This is a genomic window from Sphingomonas sp. NPDC092440 (assembly GCF_044754985.1).
In the GTDB taxonomy this organism is placed as follows: domain Bacteria; phylum Pseudomonadota; class Alphaproteobacteria; order Sphingomonadales; family Sphingomonadaceae; genus Sphingomonas.
The window spans coordinates 374,316-394,584 of record NZ_JBIVQA010000002.1; the positions used below are offsets into that span (position 1 = coordinate 374,316).

The 20,269-nt window shown below is 68.6% G+C and carries 23 protein-coding genes; 14 read left to right on the top strand and 9 right to left on the bottom strand.

What is annotated here, in order from left to right; all coding sequences use genetic code 11:
* The first annotated feature begins 12 nt into the window (after positions 1-12).
* The 7 genes from ACIQCS_RS04700 to ACIQCS_RS04730 all read left to right on the top strand — a co-directional run bounded on the left by ACIQCS_RS04700 (position 13) and on the right by ACIQCS_RS04730 (position 5,968).
* Entirely contained in the window at positions 13-642 is a 630-nt protein-coding gene (locus ACIQCS_RS04700) for a phosphoribosylanthranilate isomerase (RefSeq protein WP_345846771.1), read from the top strand.
* 90 nt (positions 643-732) lie between these two features.
* Complete coding sequence (gene trpB, locus ACIQCS_RS04705; RefSeq protein WP_345846772.1) at positions 733-1,956, top strand: tryptophan synthase subunit beta; 1,224 nt, start codon at positions 733-735, stop codon at positions 1,954-1,956.
* 11 nt (positions 1,957-1,967) lie between these two features.
* The gene (locus ACIQCS_RS04710; protein ID WP_345846773.1) at positions 1,968-2,267 is read left to right on the top strand and encodes a hypothetical protein; all 300 of its coding nucleotides are present in this window, start codon (positions 1,968-1,970) and stop codon (positions 2,265-2,267) included.
* The gene (gene trpA / locus ACIQCS_RS04715) at positions 2,264-3,067 is read left to right on the top strand and encodes a tryptophan synthase subunit alpha (protein ID WP_345846775.1); all 804 of its coding nucleotides are present in this window, start codon (positions 2,264-2,266) and stop codon (positions 3,065-3,067) included. Before ACIQCS_RS04710 ends, trpA begins: the two co-directional genes overlap by 4 nt.
* Complete coding sequence (accD, locus tag ACIQCS_RS04720; protein ID WP_345846777.1) at positions 3,064-3,918, top strand: acetyl-CoA carboxylase, carboxyltransferase subunit beta; 855 nt, start codon at positions 3,064-3,066, stop codon at positions 3,916-3,918. The genes trpA and accD overlap by 4 nt, the downstream gene beginning before the upstream one ends.
* A 100-nt stretch (positions 3,919-4,018) precedes the next feature.
* Complete coding sequence (locus ACIQCS_RS04725) at positions 4,019-5,326, top strand: folylpolyglutamate synthase/dihydrofolate synthase family protein (protein WP_345846780.1); 1,308 nt, start codon at positions 4,019-4,021, stop codon at positions 5,324-5,326.
* Between the two features lie 216 nt (positions 5,327-5,542).
* Positions 5,543-5,968 carry a DUF6628 family protein gene (locus tag ACIQCS_RS04730; protein WP_280281674.1) on the top strand — a complete coding sequence of 142 codons (426 nt, stop codon included), beginning with the start codon at positions 5,543-5,545 and terminating at the stop codon, positions 5,966-5,968.
* Here the strand turns inward: ACIQCS_RS04730 and ACIQCS_RS04735 are convergent.
* Genes ACIQCS_RS04735 through ACIQCS_RS04745 form a run of 3 tightly spaced genes read right to left on the bottom strand, consistent with a single transcriptional unit; the run spans position 5,962 to position 8,869 of the window.
* On the bottom strand, positions 5,962-6,450 hold the full coding sequence (locus tag ACIQCS_RS04735; protein WP_280281673.1) for a DUF2939 domain-containing protein: 489 nt from the start codon (positions 6,448-6,450) through the stop codon (positions 5,962-5,964). The two genes, ACIQCS_RS04730 and ACIQCS_RS04735, sit on opposite strands and share 7 nt — an antisense overlap.
* A complete protein-coding gene (locus ACIQCS_RS04740) occupies positions 6,447-7,208 on the bottom strand; it encodes a tetratricopeptide repeat protein (protein WP_345846784.1) in 762 nt (253 codons plus the stop codon). The genes ACIQCS_RS04735 and ACIQCS_RS04740 overlap by 4 nt, the downstream gene beginning before the upstream one ends.
* Positions 7,208-8,869, bottom strand: coding sequence for an AmpG family muropeptide MFS transporter (locus tag ACIQCS_RS04745; RefSeq protein WP_345846786.1), 1,662 nt, complete (start codon positions 8,867-8,869; stop codon positions 7,208-7,210). The genes ACIQCS_RS04740 and ACIQCS_RS04745 overlap by 1 nt, the downstream gene beginning before the upstream one ends.
* A 67-nt stretch (positions 8,870-8,936) precedes the next feature.
* Between ACIQCS_RS04745 and ACIQCS_RS04750 the strand changes: the two genes are divergently transcribed.
* Both ACIQCS_RS04750 and ACIQCS_RS04755 read left to right on the top strand, forming a co-directional pair.
* Entirely contained in the window at positions 8,937-10,061 is a 1,125-nt protein-coding gene (locus ACIQCS_RS04750; RefSeq protein ID WP_345846787.1) for an aromatic ring-hydroxylating dioxygenase subunit alpha, read from the top strand.
* 78 nt (positions 10,062-10,139) lie between these two features.
* Positions 10,140-10,289 (top strand): hypothetical protein, encoded by a 150-nt coding sequence (locus ACIQCS_RS04755; protein ID WP_345846788.1) that lies wholly within the window; start codon positions 10,140-10,142, stop codon positions 10,287-10,289.
* Between the two features lie 258 nt (positions 10,290-10,547).
* Here the strand turns inward: ACIQCS_RS04755 and ACIQCS_RS04760 are convergent, their stop codons facing one another.
* Complete coding sequence (locus ACIQCS_RS04760) at positions 10,548-10,982, bottom strand: response regulator (protein ID WP_345846789.1); 435 nt, start codon at positions 10,980-10,982, stop codon at positions 10,548-10,550.
* 108 nt (positions 10,983-11,090) lie between these two features.
* On the opposite strand from ACIQCS_RS04760, the gene ACIQCS_RS04765 reads away from it, so the two are divergent.
* Together ACIQCS_RS04765 and rsmD are read left to right on the top strand one after the other, a co-directional pair.
* Positions 11,091-12,308, top strand: a complete 1,218-nt coding sequence (locus tag ACIQCS_RS04765) for a pseudouridine synthase (protein WP_345846790.1) — start codon at positions 11,091-11,093, stop codon at positions 12,306-12,308.
* Positions 12,305-12,847, top strand: a complete 543-nt coding sequence (rsmD, locus tag ACIQCS_RS04770) for a 16S rRNA (guanine(966)-N(2))-methyltransferase RsmD (RefSeq protein WP_345846791.1) — start codon at positions 12,305-12,307, stop codon at positions 12,845-12,847. Before ACIQCS_RS04765 ends, rsmD begins: the two co-directional genes overlap by 4 nt.
* A gap of 335 nt (positions 12,848-13,182) precedes the next feature.
* Here the strand turns inward: rsmD and ACIQCS_RS04775 are convergent, their stop codons facing one another.
* Positions 13,183-14,325 (bottom strand): aspartyl protease family protein, encoded by a 1,143-nt coding sequence (locus ACIQCS_RS04775; RefSeq protein ID WP_345846792.1) that lies wholly within the window; start codon positions 14,323-14,325, stop codon positions 13,183-13,185.
* A 54-nt stretch (positions 14,326-14,379) separates the two neighbouring features.
* Complete coding sequence (locus tag ACIQCS_RS04780) at positions 14,380-15,636, bottom strand: MFS transporter (RefSeq protein ID WP_345846793.1); 1,257 nt, start codon at positions 15,634-15,636, stop codon at positions 14,380-14,382.
* 124 nt (positions 15,637-15,760) lie between these two features.
* On the opposite strand from ACIQCS_RS04780, the gene ACIQCS_RS04785 reads away from it, so the two are divergent.
* Both ACIQCS_RS04785 and ACIQCS_RS04790 read left to right on the top strand, forming a co-directional pair.
* The gene (locus ACIQCS_RS04785; protein ID WP_280281739.1) at positions 15,761-15,946 is read left to right on the top strand and encodes a hypothetical protein; all 186 of its coding nucleotides are present in this window, start codon (positions 15,761-15,763) and stop codon (positions 15,944-15,946) included.
* A gap of 284 nt (positions 15,947-16,230) precedes the next feature.
* Positions 16,231-17,232 (top strand): peptidyl-alpha-hydroxyglycine alpha-amidating lyase family protein, encoded by a 1,002-nt coding sequence (locus ACIQCS_RS04790; RefSeq protein WP_345846796.1) that lies wholly within the window; start codon positions 16,231-16,233, stop codon positions 17,230-17,232.
* Here ACIQCS_RS04790 and ACIQCS_RS04795 read toward each other — a convergent pair.
* Complete coding sequence (locus ACIQCS_RS04795) at positions 17,204-18,847, bottom strand: inorganic phosphate transporter (RefSeq protein ID WP_345846798.1); 1,644 nt, start codon at positions 18,845-18,847, stop codon at positions 17,204-17,206. The two genes, ACIQCS_RS04790 and ACIQCS_RS04795, sit on opposite strands and share 29 nt — an antisense overlap.
* 299 nt (positions 18,848-19,146) lie before the next feature.
* Here ACIQCS_RS04795 and ACIQCS_RS04800 point away from each other — a divergent pair, with 299 nt between their 5' ends.
* Positions 19,147-19,416: a hypothetical protein gene (locus ACIQCS_RS04800; RefSeq protein ID WP_345846799.1), complete on the top strand. Its 270-nt coding sequence runs from the start codon at positions 19,147-19,149 to the stop codon at positions 19,414-19,416.
* Positions 19,417-19,499: 83 nt separating this feature from the next.
* On the opposite strand, the gene ACIQCS_RS04805 is transcribed toward ACIQCS_RS04800, so the two are convergent.
* Positions 19,500-19,997 carry a hypothetical protein gene (locus ACIQCS_RS04805; protein WP_345846800.1) on the bottom strand — a complete coding sequence of 166 codons (498 nt, stop codon included), beginning with the start codon at positions 19,995-19,997 and terminating at the stop codon, positions 19,500-19,502.
* 101 nt (positions 19,998-20,098) lie between these two features.
* Positions 20,099-20,269, bottom strand: coding sequence for a hypothetical protein (locus ACIQCS_RS04810; RefSeq protein ID WP_345846802.1), 171 nt, complete (start codon positions 20,267-20,269; stop codon positions 20,099-20,101).

The window sequence follows — 20,269 nt, forward strand, 5'->3', positions numbered from 1 at the left end:
TAAGGCTGCCGCATGCCCGTTACCGCCAAGATCTGCGGCCTGTCCACGCCCGAGACGCTCGATGCCGCCATTGCCGGCGGGGCGAGCCATGTCGGCTTCGTGTTCTTCCCGCCCTCGCCGCGCAATATCGGCTTCGACCAGGCGCGGGCACTGATCCGGCGCGTGCCGGCGCATGTCGGCACAGTCGGCGTGTTCGTCGATCCCGACGAAGCGCTGCTCTCCGCGGCGCTCGCCACCGGCATCCAGGCGGTGCAGCTCCACAAGACCTCGGCCGAGCGCGCCACCGCGATCCGGCTGCGCGTGCCGGTCTGGGCCGCGGTGGCGGTGAAGACCCGCGCCGATATCGGCCAGGCGGCAGCCTATCGCGGCGCGGCCGACCGCATCCTGTATGACGCCAGGACTCCCGACGGCGCCGCGCTGCCGGGCGGCATGGGCCTGCGCTTCGACTGGAAGCTGCTCGAGAACATTCCCCAGCCGCTGCCCTGGGCGCTGTCCGGCGGGCTCGATGCCGGCAATGTCCGCGAGGCAGTGGGCATCACCGGCGCGAAGCTGGTCGACGTCTCCTCGGGCGTGGAGCGCGCGCCGGGCGTCAAGGATGTTGCCAAGATCGCCGCATTCCTCCAAGCGGTGGCGCAATGTTGAGGCCGTTCGCCCCTGTCCGCATCGGATTTCGATGGCGCTGATCGCTAGCTCCCGAGCCCGCATCCGCCATCCGAACCCATGAGAGACGCAATGACCGATACCACCACGCTGCCCAACAGCCTGCGCAATCTTCCCGACGAGCACGGGCATTTCGGCCAGTTCGGCGGTCGCTTCGTCGCCGAGACGCTGATGCCGCTGATCCTCGAGCTCGAGCGCGAATATCGCGCCGCCAAGGCCGATCCAGCCTTCCAGGCCGAGTTCGACGACCTGCTGGAGCATTATGTCGGCCGGCCGAGCCCGCTCTATTTCGCCGAACGGCTGACCGAGCATTACGGCGGTGCGAAAATCTACTTCAAGCGCGAGGAACTGAACCACACCGGCGCGCACAAGATCAACAACTGCATCGGCCAGATCCTGCTCGCCCGCCGCATGGGCAAGACGCGGATCATCGCCGAGACGGGCGCGGGCCAGCACGGCGTCGCCACCGCCACCGTCGCGGCGCGGTTCGGCCTGCCCTGCGTGATCTTCATGGGTGCCAAGGATGTCGAGCGGCAGAAGCCCAACGTCTTCCGCATGAAGCTGCTCGGCGCCGAGGTGCATCCGGTGACCAGCGGGGCCGAGACGCTCAAGGACGCGATGAACGAGGCGCTGCGGGACTGGGTCGCGAACGTTCACGACACCTTCTACATCATTGGCACGGCGGCGGGCCCGCACCCCTATCCCGAGCTGGTCCGCGACTTCCAGAGCGTGATCGGCACCGAGGCACGCGAACAGATCCAGAAGGCCGAGGGGCGCCTGCCCGACCTGCTGATCGCCGCGGTGGGCGGCGGATCGAACGCGATCGGGCTGTTCCATCCGTTCCTCGACGATGCCGATGTGGCGATGATCGGCGTCGAGGCCGCCGGGCACGGCATCGAGACCGGCCAGCATGCCGCCAGCCTGACCGGCGGCGCGCCCGGCATCCTGCACGGCAACCGCACCTATCTGCTCCAGGACGAGGACGGCCAGATCACCGAGGCGCATTCGATCTCGGCGGGGCTCGACTATCCGGGCATCGGCCCCGAGCATAGCTGGCTGCACGAGAGCGGCCGGGTCGCGTATCTGCCCGTCACGGATCAACAGGCGCTCGACGCCTTCCAGCTCTGCTGCAAGCTGGAGGGGATCATCCCCGCGCTGGAAAGCGCGCACGCGCTCGCGGCGCTGGAGACCAAGGCGCGCGAGATGGGCCCGGACCAGATCATCGTGGTCAATGTCTCAGGCCGCGGCGACAAGGACATCTTCACCGTGGCGGATGCGCTGGGGTTCGAGCTGTGAGACGGGTCGGCTTGAGCCTGATACGCGGCGGCTTGCTGGCTGGCATTGCCTTCCTGCTGTTTCTCTGGAGCCTGGGTACGCCATTCATGGCTGCCTGGAAGGATGCATGGATCGCGGCTTGTGTGACGGAGGCGGGAGGCGCGTATTATTGTTTTGATTGCGATCCCCATGGCTGCGGTTCGTGGTTCAGCACATGGTTCGGCAGCCTGCCAGTTCTCGGCATTCTGGCCCTTCTGATCGGTGGGGCATTATTGTTCAGCGTCGGCACGGCGCATGCCCGTTGGCGCATGATGGCGGAGAAGGAATCATGAGCGATCGTCTGGGCGCCGCGTTCGCCGCCGCACGCGCGCAGTATCGCGCCGCGCTGGTCACCTTCATCACCGCCGGCGACGGCGACACGGCCGCCAACCTGGACGCGCTCGTCGCGGGCGGTGCCGATGTGATCGAGCTGGGCATGCCCTTCACCGATCCGATGGCCGACGGCCCGGCGATCCAGGCGGCGAACCTGCGCGCGCTCGCCCGGGGCACGCGCACCGCCGACGTGCTGGCGATCGTCAGCGGCTTCCGCGCGCGCCATCCGGACGTGCCGCTGGTGCTGATGGGCTATGCCAACACCATGACCCGCCCCACCCCCGCGGCCTTTGCCGAGGCGGCGGCCCGGGCAGGCGCGGACGGCGTGATCATCGTCGACATCCCGCCCGAGGAAGCGGCGGAAGTCGCGCCCTTCGGCGCCAACGGCATCGATGTGATCCGCCTGGCCACGCCCACCACCGATGCCGCACGCCTGCCGGCGGTGCTCGAAGGCGCGAGCGGGTTCCTCTATTATGTCTCGGTCGCCGGGATCACCGGGTTGCAGCAGGCCGCCCAGGCTTCGATCGAGGACGCCGTCGCGCGCCTGAAGGCCGCTACCGACCTGCCCGTCGCGGTCGGCTTCGGCGTCCGCACGCCCGAACAGGCGGAGGCGATCGCCCGGGTGGCCGATGGCGTCGTCGTCGGCTCGGCGATCGTGGAGCTGGTTGGAAAACATGGAGCAGATGCGCCGGAGCAGATCCGCGCCTATATCCGCTCCCTCAAGACGGCCGTGGAAGCCGCAAGGAAAGAAGTCGCATGAGCTGGATCGATCGCGTCCGCAACGTCCTCGCCTTCACGCCCAAGAAGGAAACCCCCGACAATCTCTGGCACAAGTGCAAGGGATGCGGGCAGATGACCTTCATGAAGGAGCTGGAGGCGAACCAGCATGTCTGCCCGCATTGCGATCATCACGATCGCATCGGCCCGGCCGAGCGCTTCCAGTATCTGTTCGACGAGGGCAGCTACACCGTGCTGCCCAGCCCCAGGGTGGCGGAGGATCCGCTCAAGTTCCGCGACCAGAAGCCCTATCCGGCGCGCCTCAAGGCGGCGCGGGCCAGCACCGGCGAGCAGGACGCGTTCCTCAACGCCTCGGGCACGATCCTCGGCCGCAGGGCCGTGATCGGCGTGCAGGACTTCGCCTTCATGGGCGGCTCGATGGGCCAGGCCGTGGGCGAGGCGTTCATCCAGGGTGTCGAGGCGGCGATCGCCGCGCGGGCGCCCTATATCGCCTTCACCGCATCGGGCGGCGCGCGCATGCAGGAGGGCATCCTCTCGCTGATGCAGATGCCGCGCACCACCGTGGCGATCGAGATGCTCCATGATGCGGGCCTGCCCTATATCGTGGTGCTGACCGACCCGACCTCGGGCGGGGTGATGGCCGCCTATGCGATGCTGGGCGACGTCCAGATCGCCGAGCCGCGCGCCATGCTGGCCTTTACCGGCCGCCGCGTGATCGAGAACACGATCCGCGAGAAGCTGCCCGACGATTTCCAGACCTCGGAATATTATCGCGAGCATGGCCTGATCGATATGGTCACCCATCGCAAGGAACTGCGCGAGACGCTCGGCCAGCTGATCGGGCTGCTGTGCGAGGGGAAGAAGGCGGCGTGAGCAAACTCCCCTCCCGCTTGCGGGAGGGGCCGCGGGAGGGCCTGACCTCTTCCACTGACAGCCCCTCCCCTAACCCCTCCCGCAAGCGGAAGGGGAATTGATGGCCGACCACGCAGTCTCCTCCGACCCGCACGTCCAGCGCCAGCTCGACCGGCTCGGCGCGCTCTCGCCGGGTGCCGATATCCTCGGGCTCGAGCGCATCACTCGGCTGCTCGAGCGCGTCGGCAATCCCCAGCTGGCGCTGCCTCCGGTGCTCCATGTCGCCGGCACCAACGGCAAGGGCTCCACCTGCGCCTTTCTGCGGGCCGCGATCGAGGCCGCCGGCCTGCGCGCGCATGTCTATTCGAGCCCGCATCTCGTGCGCTTCAACGAGCGGATCCGGCTCGCCGGCACGCTCATCGAAGACGCCATGCTCGCGCCGCTGCTCGAGGAAGTGCTGGATGCCGGCGGCGATATCGGGGCGAGCTTCTTCGAAGTGACCACCGCCGCCGCCTTCCTCGCCTTTGCCCGGGTGCCGGCAGATGCGCTGATCCTCGAGGTCGGCCTGGGCGGGCGGCTGGACGCCACCAATGTCGTGGCCCGGCCAGCAGTGACCGGCATCGCCCAGCTCGGCATCGACCATCAGGCATTCCTGGGCGACACGCTGGAGAAGATCGCCGCGGAAAAAGCCGGCATCGCCAAGCCGGGCGTGCCGCTGGTGACGATGCGCTATCCCCCTCACATCGCCGAGATCGTCGCGGCCGCCGGCGCGCCGGTGTTCGCGCAGGGCACGGCGTGGGACTTCGAAGTGCGCGGCGATCGGCTCCACTATAGCGATGCCCGGGGAGCGGTGGAGACCGCCCTCCCCGCCCTGGCCGGACCGCACCAGCCCGCCAACCTCTCGCTCGCCGTCGCGATGCTGCGCCACCAACAGGCCCTGGCCGTGTCCGACGAGGCGCTTGGCGCAGCTCCCGGCAACGCCCGCTGGCCCGCGCGCATGCAGCAGCTGGGCGACGGCCCGCTCCTTCGCCGCCTGCCCATGGGCAGCGAATTGTGGCTCGATGGCGGGCACAACGAAGGCGCCGCCGCCGCGGTGAGCGCCACGCTCGCCCAGGTCGCGCAAGGGCGCCCGGTGCAGCTCGTGCTTGGCATGCTCGCCAACAAGGACGCCCAGGGCCTGCTCGCCCCCTTCGCGAAGCTGGCCACGGGGCTGCATGCGGTGCCGGTCCCGGGTCATGAGCATCACATGCCGGCACGACTTGCCGAAGTGGCACGGATGCTCGGCGTCCCGCACGCTTCCGCAGCGCCTGACGTCCCCGGCGCACTCACCGCCATCGCCCGCGAAGGCGGCGCGCCCGTGGTGCTGGTGCTGGGCTCGCTCTATCTGGCCGGCACCGTGCTCGAGGCGAATGGGGAAGTGCCCTTCTAGGGTAAGAACCCAAACAAGCCCTTGAAACTCCACCCGTCATCCCCGCGCAGGCGGAGCGACGAGAGAGAACAGGAGTTCCCAGCCAGAGCCGAGCCCTATGCGCCCTTGCGCGGCCGCGCCCCGCCCGCGGCGAACCGTCCGCCGCAAACCTCTCTATTGCGATTGACTATCAATAGCGAATGCGCAAGATTTCCGATCACAGCGATCGGAGTCCTCATGACCGTCAGTGCCACGCTCACCGCCCTGCCCGAACTCCAGCCCGAGGATCCCGGTGCGCGGCTGCTGCTGTTCGGGGTCCGCCAGATGGGTGCACACGGCATCCATGATGCCTGCACCGCGCACGCCTTCGTCACGGCGTTCGGCAAGAGCTTCCGGCGGCCGCTCGTGCTGCTGCGCGCGCTGATGCAGGAGATGTCGGCGCTATCGGCCGGGCCGATCCAGATCGCGCCCTGGTGCTGCGCGCGGATGACCGGGGCGGAGTCCGCGCTGCTCCAGATCCTCGCCCGGGTGCGCACCCAGCCCCAGGTCTCGGCGGTGCTGCTCGCCGACATGCTCGGCGTGCGCGACGCGACGGGCGTGCTGATCACCGCCCATGCCCTTGCCAACAGCTTCGCCGATATGGGGCTGGCGCTCGATCAGTGAAGCGCGTCGGGCGGCAGCCTGAGGTCGGTCAGCAGCCAGTTCGCGCCGTGCAGCCGGAACTCCAGCGCGGCCCCGTCCTTGCGGGTCAGCAGGAAGCGGCCAAAGGCGACGCGGCGATAGCGCATCTCGTTCGCCTTGAGCTTGATCGTGCCCGGGCGCGCGGTATCGGCCAGCGGCGCCGCGGCGAAGATGAAGCGCATCCCCTCGGGCGAGACCGCCGCATCGACCACGGTATCGGCGATCCCGGCACGGACCAGCGCATCCAGCATGCCGCCGCCCTCGCCGCCCGCCCGCGCCGCGAGCTGCGCCTTCACGCTCTCTCGCACCTTCGGGAAATCGATATGGCGTGCCAGCGCGTCCACGTCGCGCGCCTCGGCCGCGTGCTTCATCTGCCACAGCGTGTAATAGGGCGATCCCCAGACCCAGCCGCCCGCCGCGAACAGGATCAGGACCAGCAGCGCGATCAGCCAGCGCTTCTTCACGCCGCCGCGCCCTTCGCGCGCAGTTCCGCCAGCGCATCCATCGCCCAGCGATACATGTCCGCCTCCGCCGCGCGCTGCTGGCGATCCATGCGCTTCATCCGTTTCTCCACTTCTTCCAGCACCGTCAGCGCCTTGCGGTCCCAGCCCTGCGCCATCAGCAGCGCGGCATAGCGGCAGCGCGCCTCCTCGCCGGGCATGCGGGTGACGACATCGGCATAGAGCGCGAGCGCTGCTTCCGGGCGGCCGAGATGCTCGAGCAGCTTGGCGCGCAACAGGATCCGGCGATCGCGATCGCTCTGGCCAAGCGGCTCGGGCGCGGCGTCGAGCAGCGCCAGCGCCTCCGTGCCCTGACCGGCCTCGTAGAGCGCGTCGGCAAGCTTGCCCTGGGTCCGCATATCGGGCTCGCCCGCGGTCATGCGGATCGATTCGCGATAGAGCGGCACTGCCTCGCCGTGCCGGCCGAGCCCGGCCAGCGCATCGGCGACGCGCAGCCGGTTGGCGGCGGTGTCGGCCAGGTCCAGCGCGTCGCGCGCGGCGCGCAGCTCGCGTTCGGGGTCAAGCGCCGCCACTGCCCTGGCCCGGGCGGTACGCACATGGCGGTTCTGGCCCAGGCCGGGCAGGATCTCGACCAGGAAATAGGCGATGGCGCTGAGCACGGGCAGGAAGATCAGCGCGGTCAGCCACATCGGGTTGCCGCCGCGCCGCATCAAATGGACGATGCACGCCACCTGCAGCCCGATGATCAGCAGATAGGGCATCAGGCGCCGGCGCCTTCCGGCGTCGAGGCGATCGGCTCGCCCTTGGGCAGCGGCGCCGGGCGCCACCATTCGATCAGCACCAGCACCACCGCGATCATGCCGAGCCCGGCGGTCACGTAGAAGATGTTGGCATAGCCATGCTTCTCGATCGCCTCGCCCACCGCGGCGCGGCCGAGCGCGCCGACCAGGAAGGTCATCGAGGAGAGCAGCGCATATTGCACCGCGCTGTATTCGCGCGAAGTGATCGAGGAGATATAGGCAATGAACGCCGTGCCCGCGAGGCCGCCCGCGATGTTCTCGCCCGAGATCGCCAGCATCAGCCGGATCATGCGCGGATCGATGCCGACATGATCGAGCATGAGCAGGTGCGCGAACCCGTCGATCCCCGGCCCGCCCAGCGCCAGATCGGCATAGAGCAGGTTCGATGCGGCCGCGACGATCCCGCCCACCAGCAGGGTCGGTAACCGGCCGATCGACGCGAGCATCACGCCGCCGACCGCCACGCCGAGGATCGTCATCACCACGCCGAACACCTTGGAGGCAAAGGCGACCTCGTCGTTCGTATAGTGGAGGAAGTCGAGATAGAAGGGGAAGGCGAAGGGCGCCCAGATCGAATCGGCGATCCGGTAGAGCAGGATCAGCGCGAGGACGAGGATCGCTCCCCAGCGCAGCCGCTGGACGATCTCGGCCAGCGGCAGGATCAGCGCGCGATAGCTGTGATTGGCGGCTGCCCGCAGCGCGCTCGGCGCGGGATCCACGCCTTCGACATGCCGCGGCAGCCGGTTGGTCCAGCCCGCGACGAGTGCCGGCAGAATAACGGTCGCGACGATGATCCACGGCCCCCAGACCTGTGTGAACGCGCCCGCGGACGGCGCCGGCACGCCGGGCACCGGCGGGCGCAGCGCCGCGATCATGAAGCTGCCGAGCATGTAGATCGCCCAGGCCCAGCAGATCGCCACGATCCCCAGCGCGACAGCGCGCTGGCCGGCGGCGGGCACGGAATGGCCGGCCAGCGGCGAAGCCTCGTCGGCGGCGTTGCGCTCGGCCTCGGGCGTGAACAGCGTCATCACCAGCGCGCCGATCATCACCACGCCGAAGCCGATATAGACGGTCGGCCAGCTCACCCGCGCCGCCAGGATCAGCGCCAGGGCACCGCCGGTCAGCGCCGCCAGCCGGTTGCCGAGCTGGTAGATCGCCGAGAGCAGGTCGACGGTCGCCGATTCGTCGGCGATCTCGATCCGCCAGGCGTCGATCACGACGTCCTGGGTCGCGGAGAGGAAGGCAGCGATCACCGCCAGGCCGGCGAAGCTGCCGATCGCAGTCAGCGGATCGGTGAGCGCCAGCCCGCAGAGCAGCACCGCCAGCCCGGCCTGGCAGAGCACCAGCCAGGAGCGGCGCCGGCCCAGTTGCCCGATCAGCGGCAGCCGGGCCCGGTCGACCAGCGGCGACCACAGGAACTTGAAGGCATAGGCCAGGCCGATCCACGAGAGCACGCCGATCGTGGCCAGGCTCACCTTGAGCTCGCCCAGCCAGGCGTTGAGCGTGCCGATCAGCAGCACGAAGGGCAGGCCCGATGCGAACCCCAGCACCAGCATCGCCGTCGTCTTGCGGTTACGCATCGCCGCGCGCAGCAGCGCCCAGCCTTTCAATTTGTCGCTCACCTTGCACCCTCGCTGTGTTGGGTGGAAACTAGCCGAAAATATCGGGAAGGCCAGAGGAGAGCATGGCATGAACGCGCCGACCGAAGGACAGCTGGCACTGGCCGGGGCACTGGCCCGGGGCGGATCGCGCGGCGAGGGCGAGATCGCGCACGTCGCGGCCTCGGTCTATACCAGCGCCGAGCGTTTCGCCGCCGAGCAGGCGAGCATCTTCGCCCGTGCCCCGCTGGTGATCGCCCCCTCGGCGCTCCTCCCCGAGCCCAATATGGCAATCCCGCATGACGGCTTCGGCAAGCCGCTGCTGGTGGCGCGCGACAAGGCCGGCCAGGCGCATGTCTTCCTCAATGTCTGCCGGCATCGCGGCACGCGGCTGGTCGAGGGCTGCGATCCGGTGAAGGGCGGGCGGCTGGTCTGCCCCTATCATGCCTGGACCTATGCGCTCGACGGCCGGCTGATCGGCCTTCCCCGCCCCGACGCCTTTCCGGGCCTGGACAAGGGCGAATATGGCCTCAGGCGGCTACCCACGCACGAGGCGGGCGGGCTCATCTGGTTCTCCTTCGCGCAGGAAGCCGATTTCGCCGAGGCGGAGACGCTGGCGCGCGATTTCGAGGCGTTCGACCTGGCCGGCCAGCACCTGTTCCGCCGCCGCACCCATGCGGTGCAGGCGAACTGGAAGCTGATCATGGACGCCTTTCTCGAAGGCTATCACATCCAGCGGCTCCACGCCGACACGATCGCCCCGTTCTTCAAGGACGGCGTCTCCACCGCCGACACGATCGGCCCGCACCAGCGCTCGGCCGTGGGGCGCGAGGCCGCGCTCGCCGCGCTTTCCTCCAGCGACTGGGCGACGCTGCGCGCCGCGATCACCTATACCTATCAGATGTTCCCCGGCACGGTGCTGGTGGTGAGCCCCGACTATATCAACCTGATGGTGCTGATGCCCCAGTCCGAGGGGCGCGTGCTGGTCGAGGATTTCATGCTGATCCCGGAGCCGCCCGCCACCGAGAAGGCGCTCGCCCATTGGGAGCGCAGCTGGGAACTGCTCGACGGCGGAGTCTTCGCCTCGGAGGATTTCCGCGCCTGCGAGCTCGGCCAGCAGGGCCTCGCCTCGGGCGCGATCGAGCGCGTGACGCTGGGCACCCTCGAACTCGGCATCCGCCATTTCCACGACGCGGTGAACGCCCGGCTCCGGTAGAATCCGGAGCGGAATTCCTCAGGATTTCGCGCGCCCAGCCTCCGGCCTACCTATGAAGTAGTTCGAGAGGATCGCCCGATGTCGCTTCGATTGCCGCCCAAGGAACTGCTCGAAACCAGCGACGAACCCCGCCAGCCGCGTGGCACCGGGCTGCTGATCGCGTTCGGGATCGGCGCCTTGAGCTGGGCGATCGTCGTCGTCGCCGCGCTGATCGTGCTGCGCTATTAGGATCGCCTGGGGCCAATCGACATTCAGGCCAAGGGCGCGGACTTCGCACCTCCCTCGCCACCCTGAACTCGTTTGACGCCTATCCCGTAAAGACAAGTGCACCCCGTTCCGTCATCCCCGCGCAGGCGGGGATCCAGGGCCAGGCGCGGCACAAGCGCAAGGAATTCCTGGCACTTCCGGAGAGCGTTCGCGCGGTGGTACCGATATCCCGCAACTACCCTGGATCCCCGCCTGCGCGGGGATGACGGCTATTGGATCCTAGGCCGCGCTCAGGAACAGGCTGAAGCTGCCCGGCAGCCGCCTGGGCGCCCGGGTTCCCTCCAGCACCGCCTCGATCGCCGTGATCGCCGCCAGCAGGTCGCGCTGCGGATAGGGCTTGGCGAGGCACCCCGCCGCCAGCGCGCGCGCTTCCTCGGGAAAGCTCCCGGTCACGAACAGCACGGGCAGGCCGCGGCCCTGCGCCGCGCGCGCCACTTCCACGCCGCTGCCGTCGGCCAGGCTCACATCGGCCAGCACCAGGTCCAGCCCGGTATCGGCGGCGATCACGCGCAACGCTTCGGCCACGGTGTCCACCGTCGCCGCCACCGCGAAGCCCTCGCCCGTCAGGAAATGTTCCGTGTCGAACGCCACCAGCGGCTCGTCCTCCACCACCAGCAACCGCTCGATCCGCCGCTTCTTCCGCCCGAACATCATCTCGCCTGAAAACCCGCCAAGCCACTGAACCCGAGGCGCTAACGCGCCAATCCCTTTCGAGGGCGCAATAATTTTTGAAGCGACCGCCACAATCGCTATATCGCCCGGGTGTCATCATCCAATACCAAAGAAGCGCAGCGCATCGCCAAGCTGCTGGCCCGTGCCGGAATCGCGTCGCGTCGCGACGTGGAGCGCATGATCGCGGACGGGCGAATCGCGCTCGACGGCAAAGTGCTCGATACGCCCGCGACGCTGCTCCCCTCGCTGCGCGGCGTGACGGTCGACGGCAAGCCGGTCGCCGCGCCCGCGCCCGCGCGCCTGTTTCGCTACCACAAGCCTGCCGGCCTGCTCACCACCGAGCGCGACCCCAAGGGCCGCCCGACCATCTATGACCACATGCCCGAGGGGCTGCCGCGGGTGATGCCCGTCGGCCGGCTCGACCTCAGCACCGAGGGCCTGTTGCTGCTCACCACCGATGGCGAGCTGAAACGCGCGCTCGAACTGCCCGCCACCGGGGTGGAGCGCAGCTACCGCGCCCGCGCCTATGGCAACGTCACCCAGGCGCAGCTCGAATCGCTGATGCTCGGCGTCGAGATCGAGGGCGTGCGCTACGGCCCGATCAACGCCAATATCGAGCGGCGCACCGGCGCCAATGTGTGGATCGAGCTGACCCTGACCGAAGGCAAGAACCGCGAAGTGCGCCGCGTGCTCGAATATCTGGGGCTCGAGGTGAACCGGCTGATCCGCACCCGCTACGGCCCCTTCTGGCTGGGCGACATGCCCGCGGGCGATGTCGACGAGATCCGCCAGCACGACCTGGTTACTTTCCGCACCATCCTGGCCAGGCCGGGCGGCGGCAAGGCCGCGTCGAACCTGCAGTTCGCCGTCCGCTCCCGCGCGGTCGATCCGGCACCACGACCCAAGCCGGTGCCCGTGCCGGGCGGCCGTGAGCCCGAGGGGCGCCGCAAGCTCGCGAAGCCCGAGGCGAAGAAGCCGGTCTTCACGGCGCGGGTCACCCCCGGCGCCAGGGACGAGGCTAGAGACGGGACCAGAGACGGAGGCAGAGACCGGGCCATGGCCGACAGGCCCCGCCCGCCCGGCAAGCCCGGCCTTCGCAAGCCGCGCGAGGACGGCGTCGCCAAGCCCGCCCGCGCCGCCCGCGCCCGCGCCCATCGCGAGACGCAGGAGCCGCGTCCCGGCGATTTCGTCGATCGGCCCAAGGGTCCGCGCGGCTCCGGCAAGGGTGCGGGCCGCCCCGCCCCCGCCGGCGGTCGGGCAAGGCCCGGCGGCGGCAAGCCGGCCCGCCCGCCAAGGACGCGCAAATGAGGATCGTCGCCGGAGAATGGCGCGGCCGTCCGCTCGTCGCGCCCAAGGGGGACGCCACCCGCCCCACCGCGGATCGCACGCGCGAGGCGCTGTTCTCGATGCTCGCCAGCCGCCTCGGCAGCTTCGAGGAACTGGCGGTGGCCGATCTGTTCGCCGGCTCCGGCGCGCTGGGGCTCGAGGCGCTGTCGCGCGGCGCGGCCTCCTGCCTGTTCGTCGAGCAAGACCGCGCCGCGCTCGACGCGCTGCGCGCCAACATCGCCAAGCTGGGCGCGCGGGCGGCGGAAGTGCGCGCCGGTTCGGTGCTCTCGCTCGGCCCCGCCCGCGCGCCGCTCGACCTGATCCTGATGGATCCGCCCTATGGCACCGGCGCCGGCAGCGTCGCGCTCGACAAGCTCGGGCGGCTCGGCTGGGCGGGTCCGGGCACCTGGATCAGCATCGAGACTTCACGCGACGAAGTGCCCGATGTGGCGGGCTTCGTCGCGGACGTCAGCCGCGTGCACGGCAAGGCGCGGCTCACGCTGCTGCGGGCAGCGGCCTAGGACCACGACTCGATCAGCAAAGCCCGTCCTCCCCGCGCAGGCAGGGATCCAGGGTAGCGCAGGACAAGGATGCGGCCAGGTGAGCCCCCTTCCGGAGCGCACGAGACTCGACTGCCCGCAACCCGCCTGTGGCCCCGGATCCCCGCCTGCGCGAGGATGACGAAATAAATCAAAGCCTTGATCGGGTTTTGACCCCAGGTTGAGGACTCATATTCTTGCTTCGTCACCCCGGCCTTGCGCCGGGGTCCCGCTATCTCGACAGCGCAGGAAGCGGCGGGATCCCGGCGCAAGGCCGGGATGACGGCGGAAATCAGATACTTGTCTGGGTTCTCAACCTAGAGATAGGCAGAAAGCGTCAGCCGCACATCGCGCTTGACGCCGCCGCTCTCCACGCTGAGCGGAATTTCGCTGCCCATGGGCCGAGTGATCGCGCGCAGCAGTTCCTTGAAGCTGCCCTGGAGAAGGTCGCCGCGCTTGATGCCGGCCGCCGCCGCCGGGCTGCCGGTGCCGACATCGGCTACCGTCACCTTGCCGGCCTTGTCGTCAAGCCATAGCCCCGAACCATAATAGGCCGGTTCGGGCGATGGCTTGCCGTTCCAGGCTGCCCAAAGCTTGTGCTCGGACACCTGGGTCGTCAGATGCAGGCGGGAAAGCGCCGCCAGGCCGATCAGGCCGTCCGTGTCGATCCATGGCGCGCTCGGATCGCAAATGTCGACGAGCGGCCGCTCGAAATCGAACGCGCCGATGGCCAGGCGCTGGCCGCGCACCAGCCGGCTCGGCACCGCCTTGGTGCCGATGCCGCGCGACTGGATCGGCACATAGGGCTTGCCGGCATCCCACAGGCCGGACCGCGCGGCCATCTTTCCGCCCAGCAACAGCGTGCCGGGCGCGCCGGTGTCGACGATGAATTCGCCCGGTACGCCGTCGATGGTGGCCCGGGCCAATATCCATTGGCCGCTATCGGGCAGGTCGAAGAAGCGGGTGGGCAATTTGGTGAATCCGTCAAAGTCCGGCCGGCCGTCCCTGTAGAGGCGCCATTCACCCTTCACGAAATCGAGGTCGCTGTCATAGGTGTTGAACATGCCGACCCCAAAGGCACCCATGGCCTTTGTGCCGAAGATATGCGTGCCGACAAAGAGCATGTGCGGAAAGCTGACACCGCTCTCGAGCGTGACTGTTCCAGCATCGTACCAGGCGGACGCGCGGCTGCCGCCGACACCCCCCATCACCCGCCGATTGATCACCTTCATGCCGATCTTGTCGGCGAACTTCTCGTTGATCATGCTGAGCGCGCCGCCGGTATCGATCACGAAGAGATGCGGGCCGGTGTCGCGGATCTTCGCGGCGATCCAGACACGATCGTTTTCCAGGCGGATGCGGTTGACCACCGGCTCGCCCGCGGCCCGGGCGCGCCCGATCAGCCCCGCCATCGCCGCCAGCGTCACGCCGCCGCCGATAAGTCCGCGCCTGTCGATCATCTTTGAAATCCCCCGGTTCGGGGCGACCATTATGGATCGAAGATGACAGGGCGGTTACTTGCCCCTTACGAGTATCAGTCCCGACAGGCTCAGCAATCCCGCCCCGGCAAGATAGTAACCGACCCAGGCCAGCCCACCCTGCTTCACCAGCGCCTCGGCGATCAGCGGCGTGAGCCCGCCGCCCAGGATACCGCCCAGGTTGAAGGTGACGGAGACGCCGGTATAGCGCACCCGCGCCGGGAACAGGCTGGGCAGCCAGCCGCCGAGCGGGCCATAGACGAAGCCCATCACGAACAGCGCGAAGGCGAGCCACGCCGCCACGCTCGCCAGCGATCCGGGCACCAGCAGCCATGCCATCGCCATGCCGACGGGGATGGTGAAGACGCAGCCGAACATCAGCACGGCATTGGCGGTGCGCTTGTCCGCGCTGATGCCCGCCGTGACGATGCCCCCGGCCATGAACAGGATCGCGAGCAGCTCCACTGCCAGGAAGGTTTCGCGGTCATAGCCCAGCGTTTTGGTGCCATAGCCGATGATGAACACGGTCGAGATATAGAACAGCGCGAAGCAGGCGATCGTGCCCATGGTGCCGGCGAAGGTGGCGAGCGCACTGGTGCGGAACAGCTCGCCGATCGGCACGGCGGGGGGCGCTTCCTTCTCGGTCGCGGCGACGAACTCGGGCGTCTCGGTGATCTTCAGACGCACCCAGAGCCCCAGGAACACCAGTACCGCGCTGGCGAGGAACGGCAGGCGCCAGCCCCATTCGCGGAACTGCGCGTCGTCCATCACCGCGCCCAGGATCAGGAAGAAGCCATTGGCGAAGACGAACCCCACCGGCGCGCCCATCGGCGGGAAGCTGCCATAGCGATTGGCCCAGCCCGGCGGCGCGTTCTCCACCGCGAGCAGGCTCGCCCCGCCCCATTCGCCGCCCAGCCCCAGCCCCTGGCCGAAGCGAAGCAGGCAGAGCAGCAGCGGGGCGGCCCAGCCGAGCATCGCATAGCCGGGCAGGAAGCCGATCAGCACCGTCGAGACGCCCATCAGCATCAGCGAGGCGACCAGGGTGGACTTGCGCCCCATCCGGTCGCCGAAATGGCCGAACACCAGCCCGCCCAGCGGCCGGGCGAAAAAGGCGACGGAGAAGCTGGCATAGCTGGCGAGCTGGCGGATCCAGGGCTCGCTGGCGGGAAAGAACAGGTCGGGGAAGACGATCGCCGCCGCCGTGGCGTAGATGTAGAAATCATAGAATTCGACCGAGGTGCCGACCAGGCTGGCGAACAGGATGCGGCGGTGCGATGCGGCGGCTTTGGTCATGCCCTCTCCCCTTTTGTCCCCTCCTTGGATCGATCCGGCGCAAAGGAAAAGCCCGTTCATCCGCAGGACAGTTTCGCCAGCGTACCGGTGCGCCACCTCAGCGGCCGGACCAGGGAGACGGACGATGCGCGAATCGGCGGGAAGACGGCTGGCCTATGCCGTGCTGTTCGCGGCGATCGCGGGATTCGTCGTGGCGTTCTGGAACCCGATCGATCACCTCAAGGCCGATCTGCGCGCCGATGGCCAGGGCTTCAAGTTCAGCATCGAGCTGGCCACCCATCTGTTCGAGCTGGGCCTGAAGCGGCTTTAGGCCCAATCGGCATCCCCCCGGGGGCGAGAGAGCGGCGATGGCGCCGTCCACCCCGGCCTTGCGGGCACATATCCCACCGGAACACCCCTCCGTCATTCCCGCGCACCCCTCCGTCATTCCCGCGAGGGCGAGGATCCTTGGGGACGCCTTGTCTTGCGCAAGGGGACAAGGCCTGTCCTGGGATGGGGTCCCGCACGCCTCCCCTCCCGCGCCACCGCCCAAGATCCCCGCTTTCGTCGGCATGGTGGATGAGGCTAGGCTCCCGGAAGGAACGGGAGGACGGCATGCACGGCACCAGATTGGCGGTCCTCGCCCCACTGCTCCTGGCCGTCACCGCCGCCGCCACCACCCCCGCGCCGCGCTACGCCGTCGTCCATGGCTGGCCGATCCTTCCCCCGGGCCGCGTGCTTGGCCCCTGCTCGGGCGTGGCGGTGAACGGCAAGGGCGAAGTGTTCGTCCTTCACCGCGGCAATCGCGGCACCGATGCCAAGGGGCTAGCGACGGTGAAGGAGCCTGTGGTCGAGGTGTTCGACGCCGCCTCCGGCAAGCTGCTGCGCGAATGGGGTGCGGGGCTGTTCGTGGTTCCGCACGGCATCAGCATCGCGCCGGACGGCCATGTCTGGATCACCGATACCGGATCGAACCAGGTCTTCGAGTTCACTCCCGGCGGCAAGCTGCTCCTCGCGCTTGGCGAACATGGCGTCGCGGGCGCCGACGCCAGGCATTTCGACCGGCCCACCGATGTCGCGCCGCTCGCCGATGGCAGCTTCTACGTGGCCGATGGCTATGGCAATTCGCGGGTGATGAAGTTCGCCGCCGACGGGAAGCTGCTCTTCCAATGGGGCAGCCGCGGCACCGGCCCGGGCCAGTTCGACATCCCCCACGCGCTCGCGATCGATGCCGGGCACCGCGTCTATGTCGCCGATCGGGCGAACGACCGGGTCCAGCTGTTCGACGCGAAGGGCCGCTATCTCGCCCAGTGGAAATCGCCCGCGATCGGTCGCCCGTTCGGCCTGGCGCTGCTGCCGGGCAATCGCATCGCCATCCTCGACGGCGGCGCCAACCCGGACAAGGTGCCCGATCATGACGGCGTGACGATCGCTGGCCTCGACGGCCGCGAGATCGCGCATTTCGGCCGTATGGGCAACCAGGACGGCCAGTTCTGGATCGCCCATGACATCGCCGCCGACCGCGCCGGCAATCTCTACATCGTCGATATCGCCGGCCAGCGCGTGCAGAAGTTCGTGGCGGTCGGGCTCAGAGCCCCAGCGTCCGCACCGCGCTGAGCATCAGCCAGTAAAGCCCGCCCGAGAGCAGCATCGCCGCCGGCAGGGTGAGCAGCCAGGCCAGCGCCAGGTTGCGCACCGTGCGCGCCTGCAGGCCCGCGCCGCTCGCGACCGAGGCACCCGCCACGCCGGAGGACAGGATGTGCGTGGTCGACACCGGCAGGCCGAAGCGATCGGCCGCCAGGATGGTGCCCGCCGCCACCAGCTCGGCCGACGCGCCCATGGCATAGGTCATGTGCTGCTTGCCGATCTTCTCGCCGACGGTGACGACGATTCGCTTCCACCCGATCATGGTGCCGAGACCGAGCGCCAGCGCAACGACGATCTTCACCCAGAGCGGGATGAAGCGCGTGCCCGCCTCCAGGCTCTTCTGATAATCGGCCAGCGCCTTGAGCTCGGCGGGCTGATAGCCATCGGGCTTCTTGGTGGCGAGTTTGGTCGTGTCGAGCACCAGATACATGTCGTTGCGGACATTGCCGGTGGCTTCCGCCGGCACCTTGCTCAGCGAGCCGAAGCCCTGGACGCGGGCGGTAAGGTCCTTCGAAAGGCTCTCGAGCGCGGCGAACACCTGCGGGCTCTCCGCCTTGCGCTGCTGGAGCGCGGTGGTGAGCACGGCGCGGGCCTGGGCCGGCGCCATGTCGGGCAGCCCGCGGCTATGCGCGTCGAACGCGGCCGAAGCGGTGTTGGCGGTCTGGACGAAGGCCGGAGTCGCGCTCGTCGGCAGGGTGCGGTTGAGCGCATAGGCGGTCGGGGCGCAGCCGATCAGGATCAGCATGATCAGGCCCATGCCCTTCTGCCCGTCGTTCGAGCCATGGCTGAACGAGACCGCGGTACAGGTGAAGATCAGCGCGCTGCGGATGCCGAGCGGCGGCGCGGTGTGCGGCATCGGCGAAGTGTAGAGCTTCGGGTTGCGCAGCACCGCGCGCATCACGAACAGCAGCAGCACGGCCGCGAAGAAGCCGATCAGCGGCGCCATCCACAGGCCGGTGAGCACTTTCTGCGCCTGGCTCCAGTCGACGCCGGCGGTGCCGCCGCGCGAGCCGGCCTGGATCAGCTGGTTGGCGAGGCCCACGCCCAGCACCGAGCCGATCAGCGTGTGCGACGAGGAATTGGGCAGGCCGACATACCAGGTGCCGAGATTCCACAGCACCGCCGCGAGCAGCAGCGCGAAGATCATCGCGAAGCCCGATGCCGAGCCCACGTTGAGGATCAGGTCCACCGGCAGCAGCGTGATGATCGAATAGGCGACCGCGCCGCTCGACAGCATCACGCCCAGGAAGTTCCAGAAGCCCGACCAGATCACCGCGAAATGGGCGGGCATCGAATTGGTGTAGATCACCGTCGCCACGGCGTTGGCGGTATCGTGGAAGCCGTTCACGAACTCGAAGCCGAGCGCGATCAGCAGCGCCAGCGCGAGGAACAGGAACACGCCGGTGGCGAGCTCCTCCCCCACGCCGCGCGTGTCGGTCAGCACGCTCCAGCCGGCAAAGGCCAGCCCGCCCACCAGGATCGCCGCGAAGAGCAGCTTGGCCAGGGGATGGGTCTTATAGTCGAATCGAGGGCCCGGCTGCGGTTCGTCGACCGGCTGGGCTTGGTCCAGAGCGAGTGATGCCATGATATGCGCGCCTCTGGCCGGAGGGTGTGACAGCCATATGACAAACGCATGACATGGCGAAGGATCGAGGCATCGGCAGCATTTAAAACGCAACTAGCGGGCTTTGGCGCGTGCCTGGATTCCGCGATCGCCGCGCCCGCTCGGCCTGCTGGCGAGGCGTGGTTCCGGCGCTGCAAGCGAAGCGATGGGCGAGCCAGGCCGACACCGGCAAGTTGCACCGTTCAGGTTGCTGATCGATTTGACAAGAATCGAAGCCATGTCGAAGAAATTGATCGCCAAATGCTGACAAGGAGACAAGAATGAAGGAACTTTCATTGCTCGCCGCCTGTGCGACGCTTGCCCTCATGGGTTCGGCGATGCTTCCCTCCTCCAGTGCCATGGCGCAAACACTTCCGGAGTGCCTGCCGGAACTCAGTCCGGATGGCCCGCCGCCGACGGGTGAGCATAATTGCGACGAGGTCGGCAACCCCGAAGAGGGCGGCACGGACAATCCTCCTCCACCCCCTCCGCCTGGGCCAACCCGTTTTGCTCGGGCCGACGCGCTCCATGCCCGTGAGGTTTCCGTCTAGAACTCCATCGAGGGACGGTTGGGTGTAGTCGCGCCCACCGTCCCATCGCTTTGCTGCCTATTGTCGAACGGCGGAAAACGCCGTCAGAAATGGACCTGCATATAGGCCTTGGGCCCGGGCTTGATGCCGCGATTGCCGCCGGGCAGGCTCATGAACCCGCGCCCGCGCAGCCGCCGCAGCCAGGCGAAGCCCAGCTCGACATGGTCCGACGCCTCGAAGCTCAGCCGCGCCCCGGCATAGTGCCGCGCGTCGCGCACCACGCCGCGATCGGCATCGAAACGCGGCGCCTGGGCATAGGCGCTGAGGCCCAGCCAGGCATGCCCGACCACTTCCTTCTGGAGCGAGAAGCCGTAGGTGGAGCGCGTCTCGTCGGCCCGCCAGCTCTCGTTGCTGCCGCGCACGGTCGCCGAAGTGCGCAGCCACAGGCCCGATGCCCGTTCCTCGGTCTTCACGCGGATCTCGGGCTGCAGCACCAGATAGGCGGCCTGGGCCGCGGCGACGGTCTGCGCCCCTGCCGGCATCGCGGCAAGGAGCATCCCCACCGCCAGTCCGGCCGCGCCGGTTCGAACGATCATCCCCATGCCAAGCCCCCACGACAGGCATTGCCGTCGCCGAATCCTCCCGGCGACATGGGGATAATATTGCTGAAATATTTCCAATGCCAGCTATATTGTTTCCAGGCTCAGCCCTGCTCCTGCATCAGCTCCTCGAGCACCTGGATCGCCCCGGCGATGCGCAACTGCGTCCGCTTCAGCTCGGCGAGCTGCGAGTCGAGCGTCTTCAGCCGCTCTTCGCCCGCGACATGTTCCCGCTTGAGCAGCGCGATCCGCTCCTCGAGCAACTTCCTGTCCAT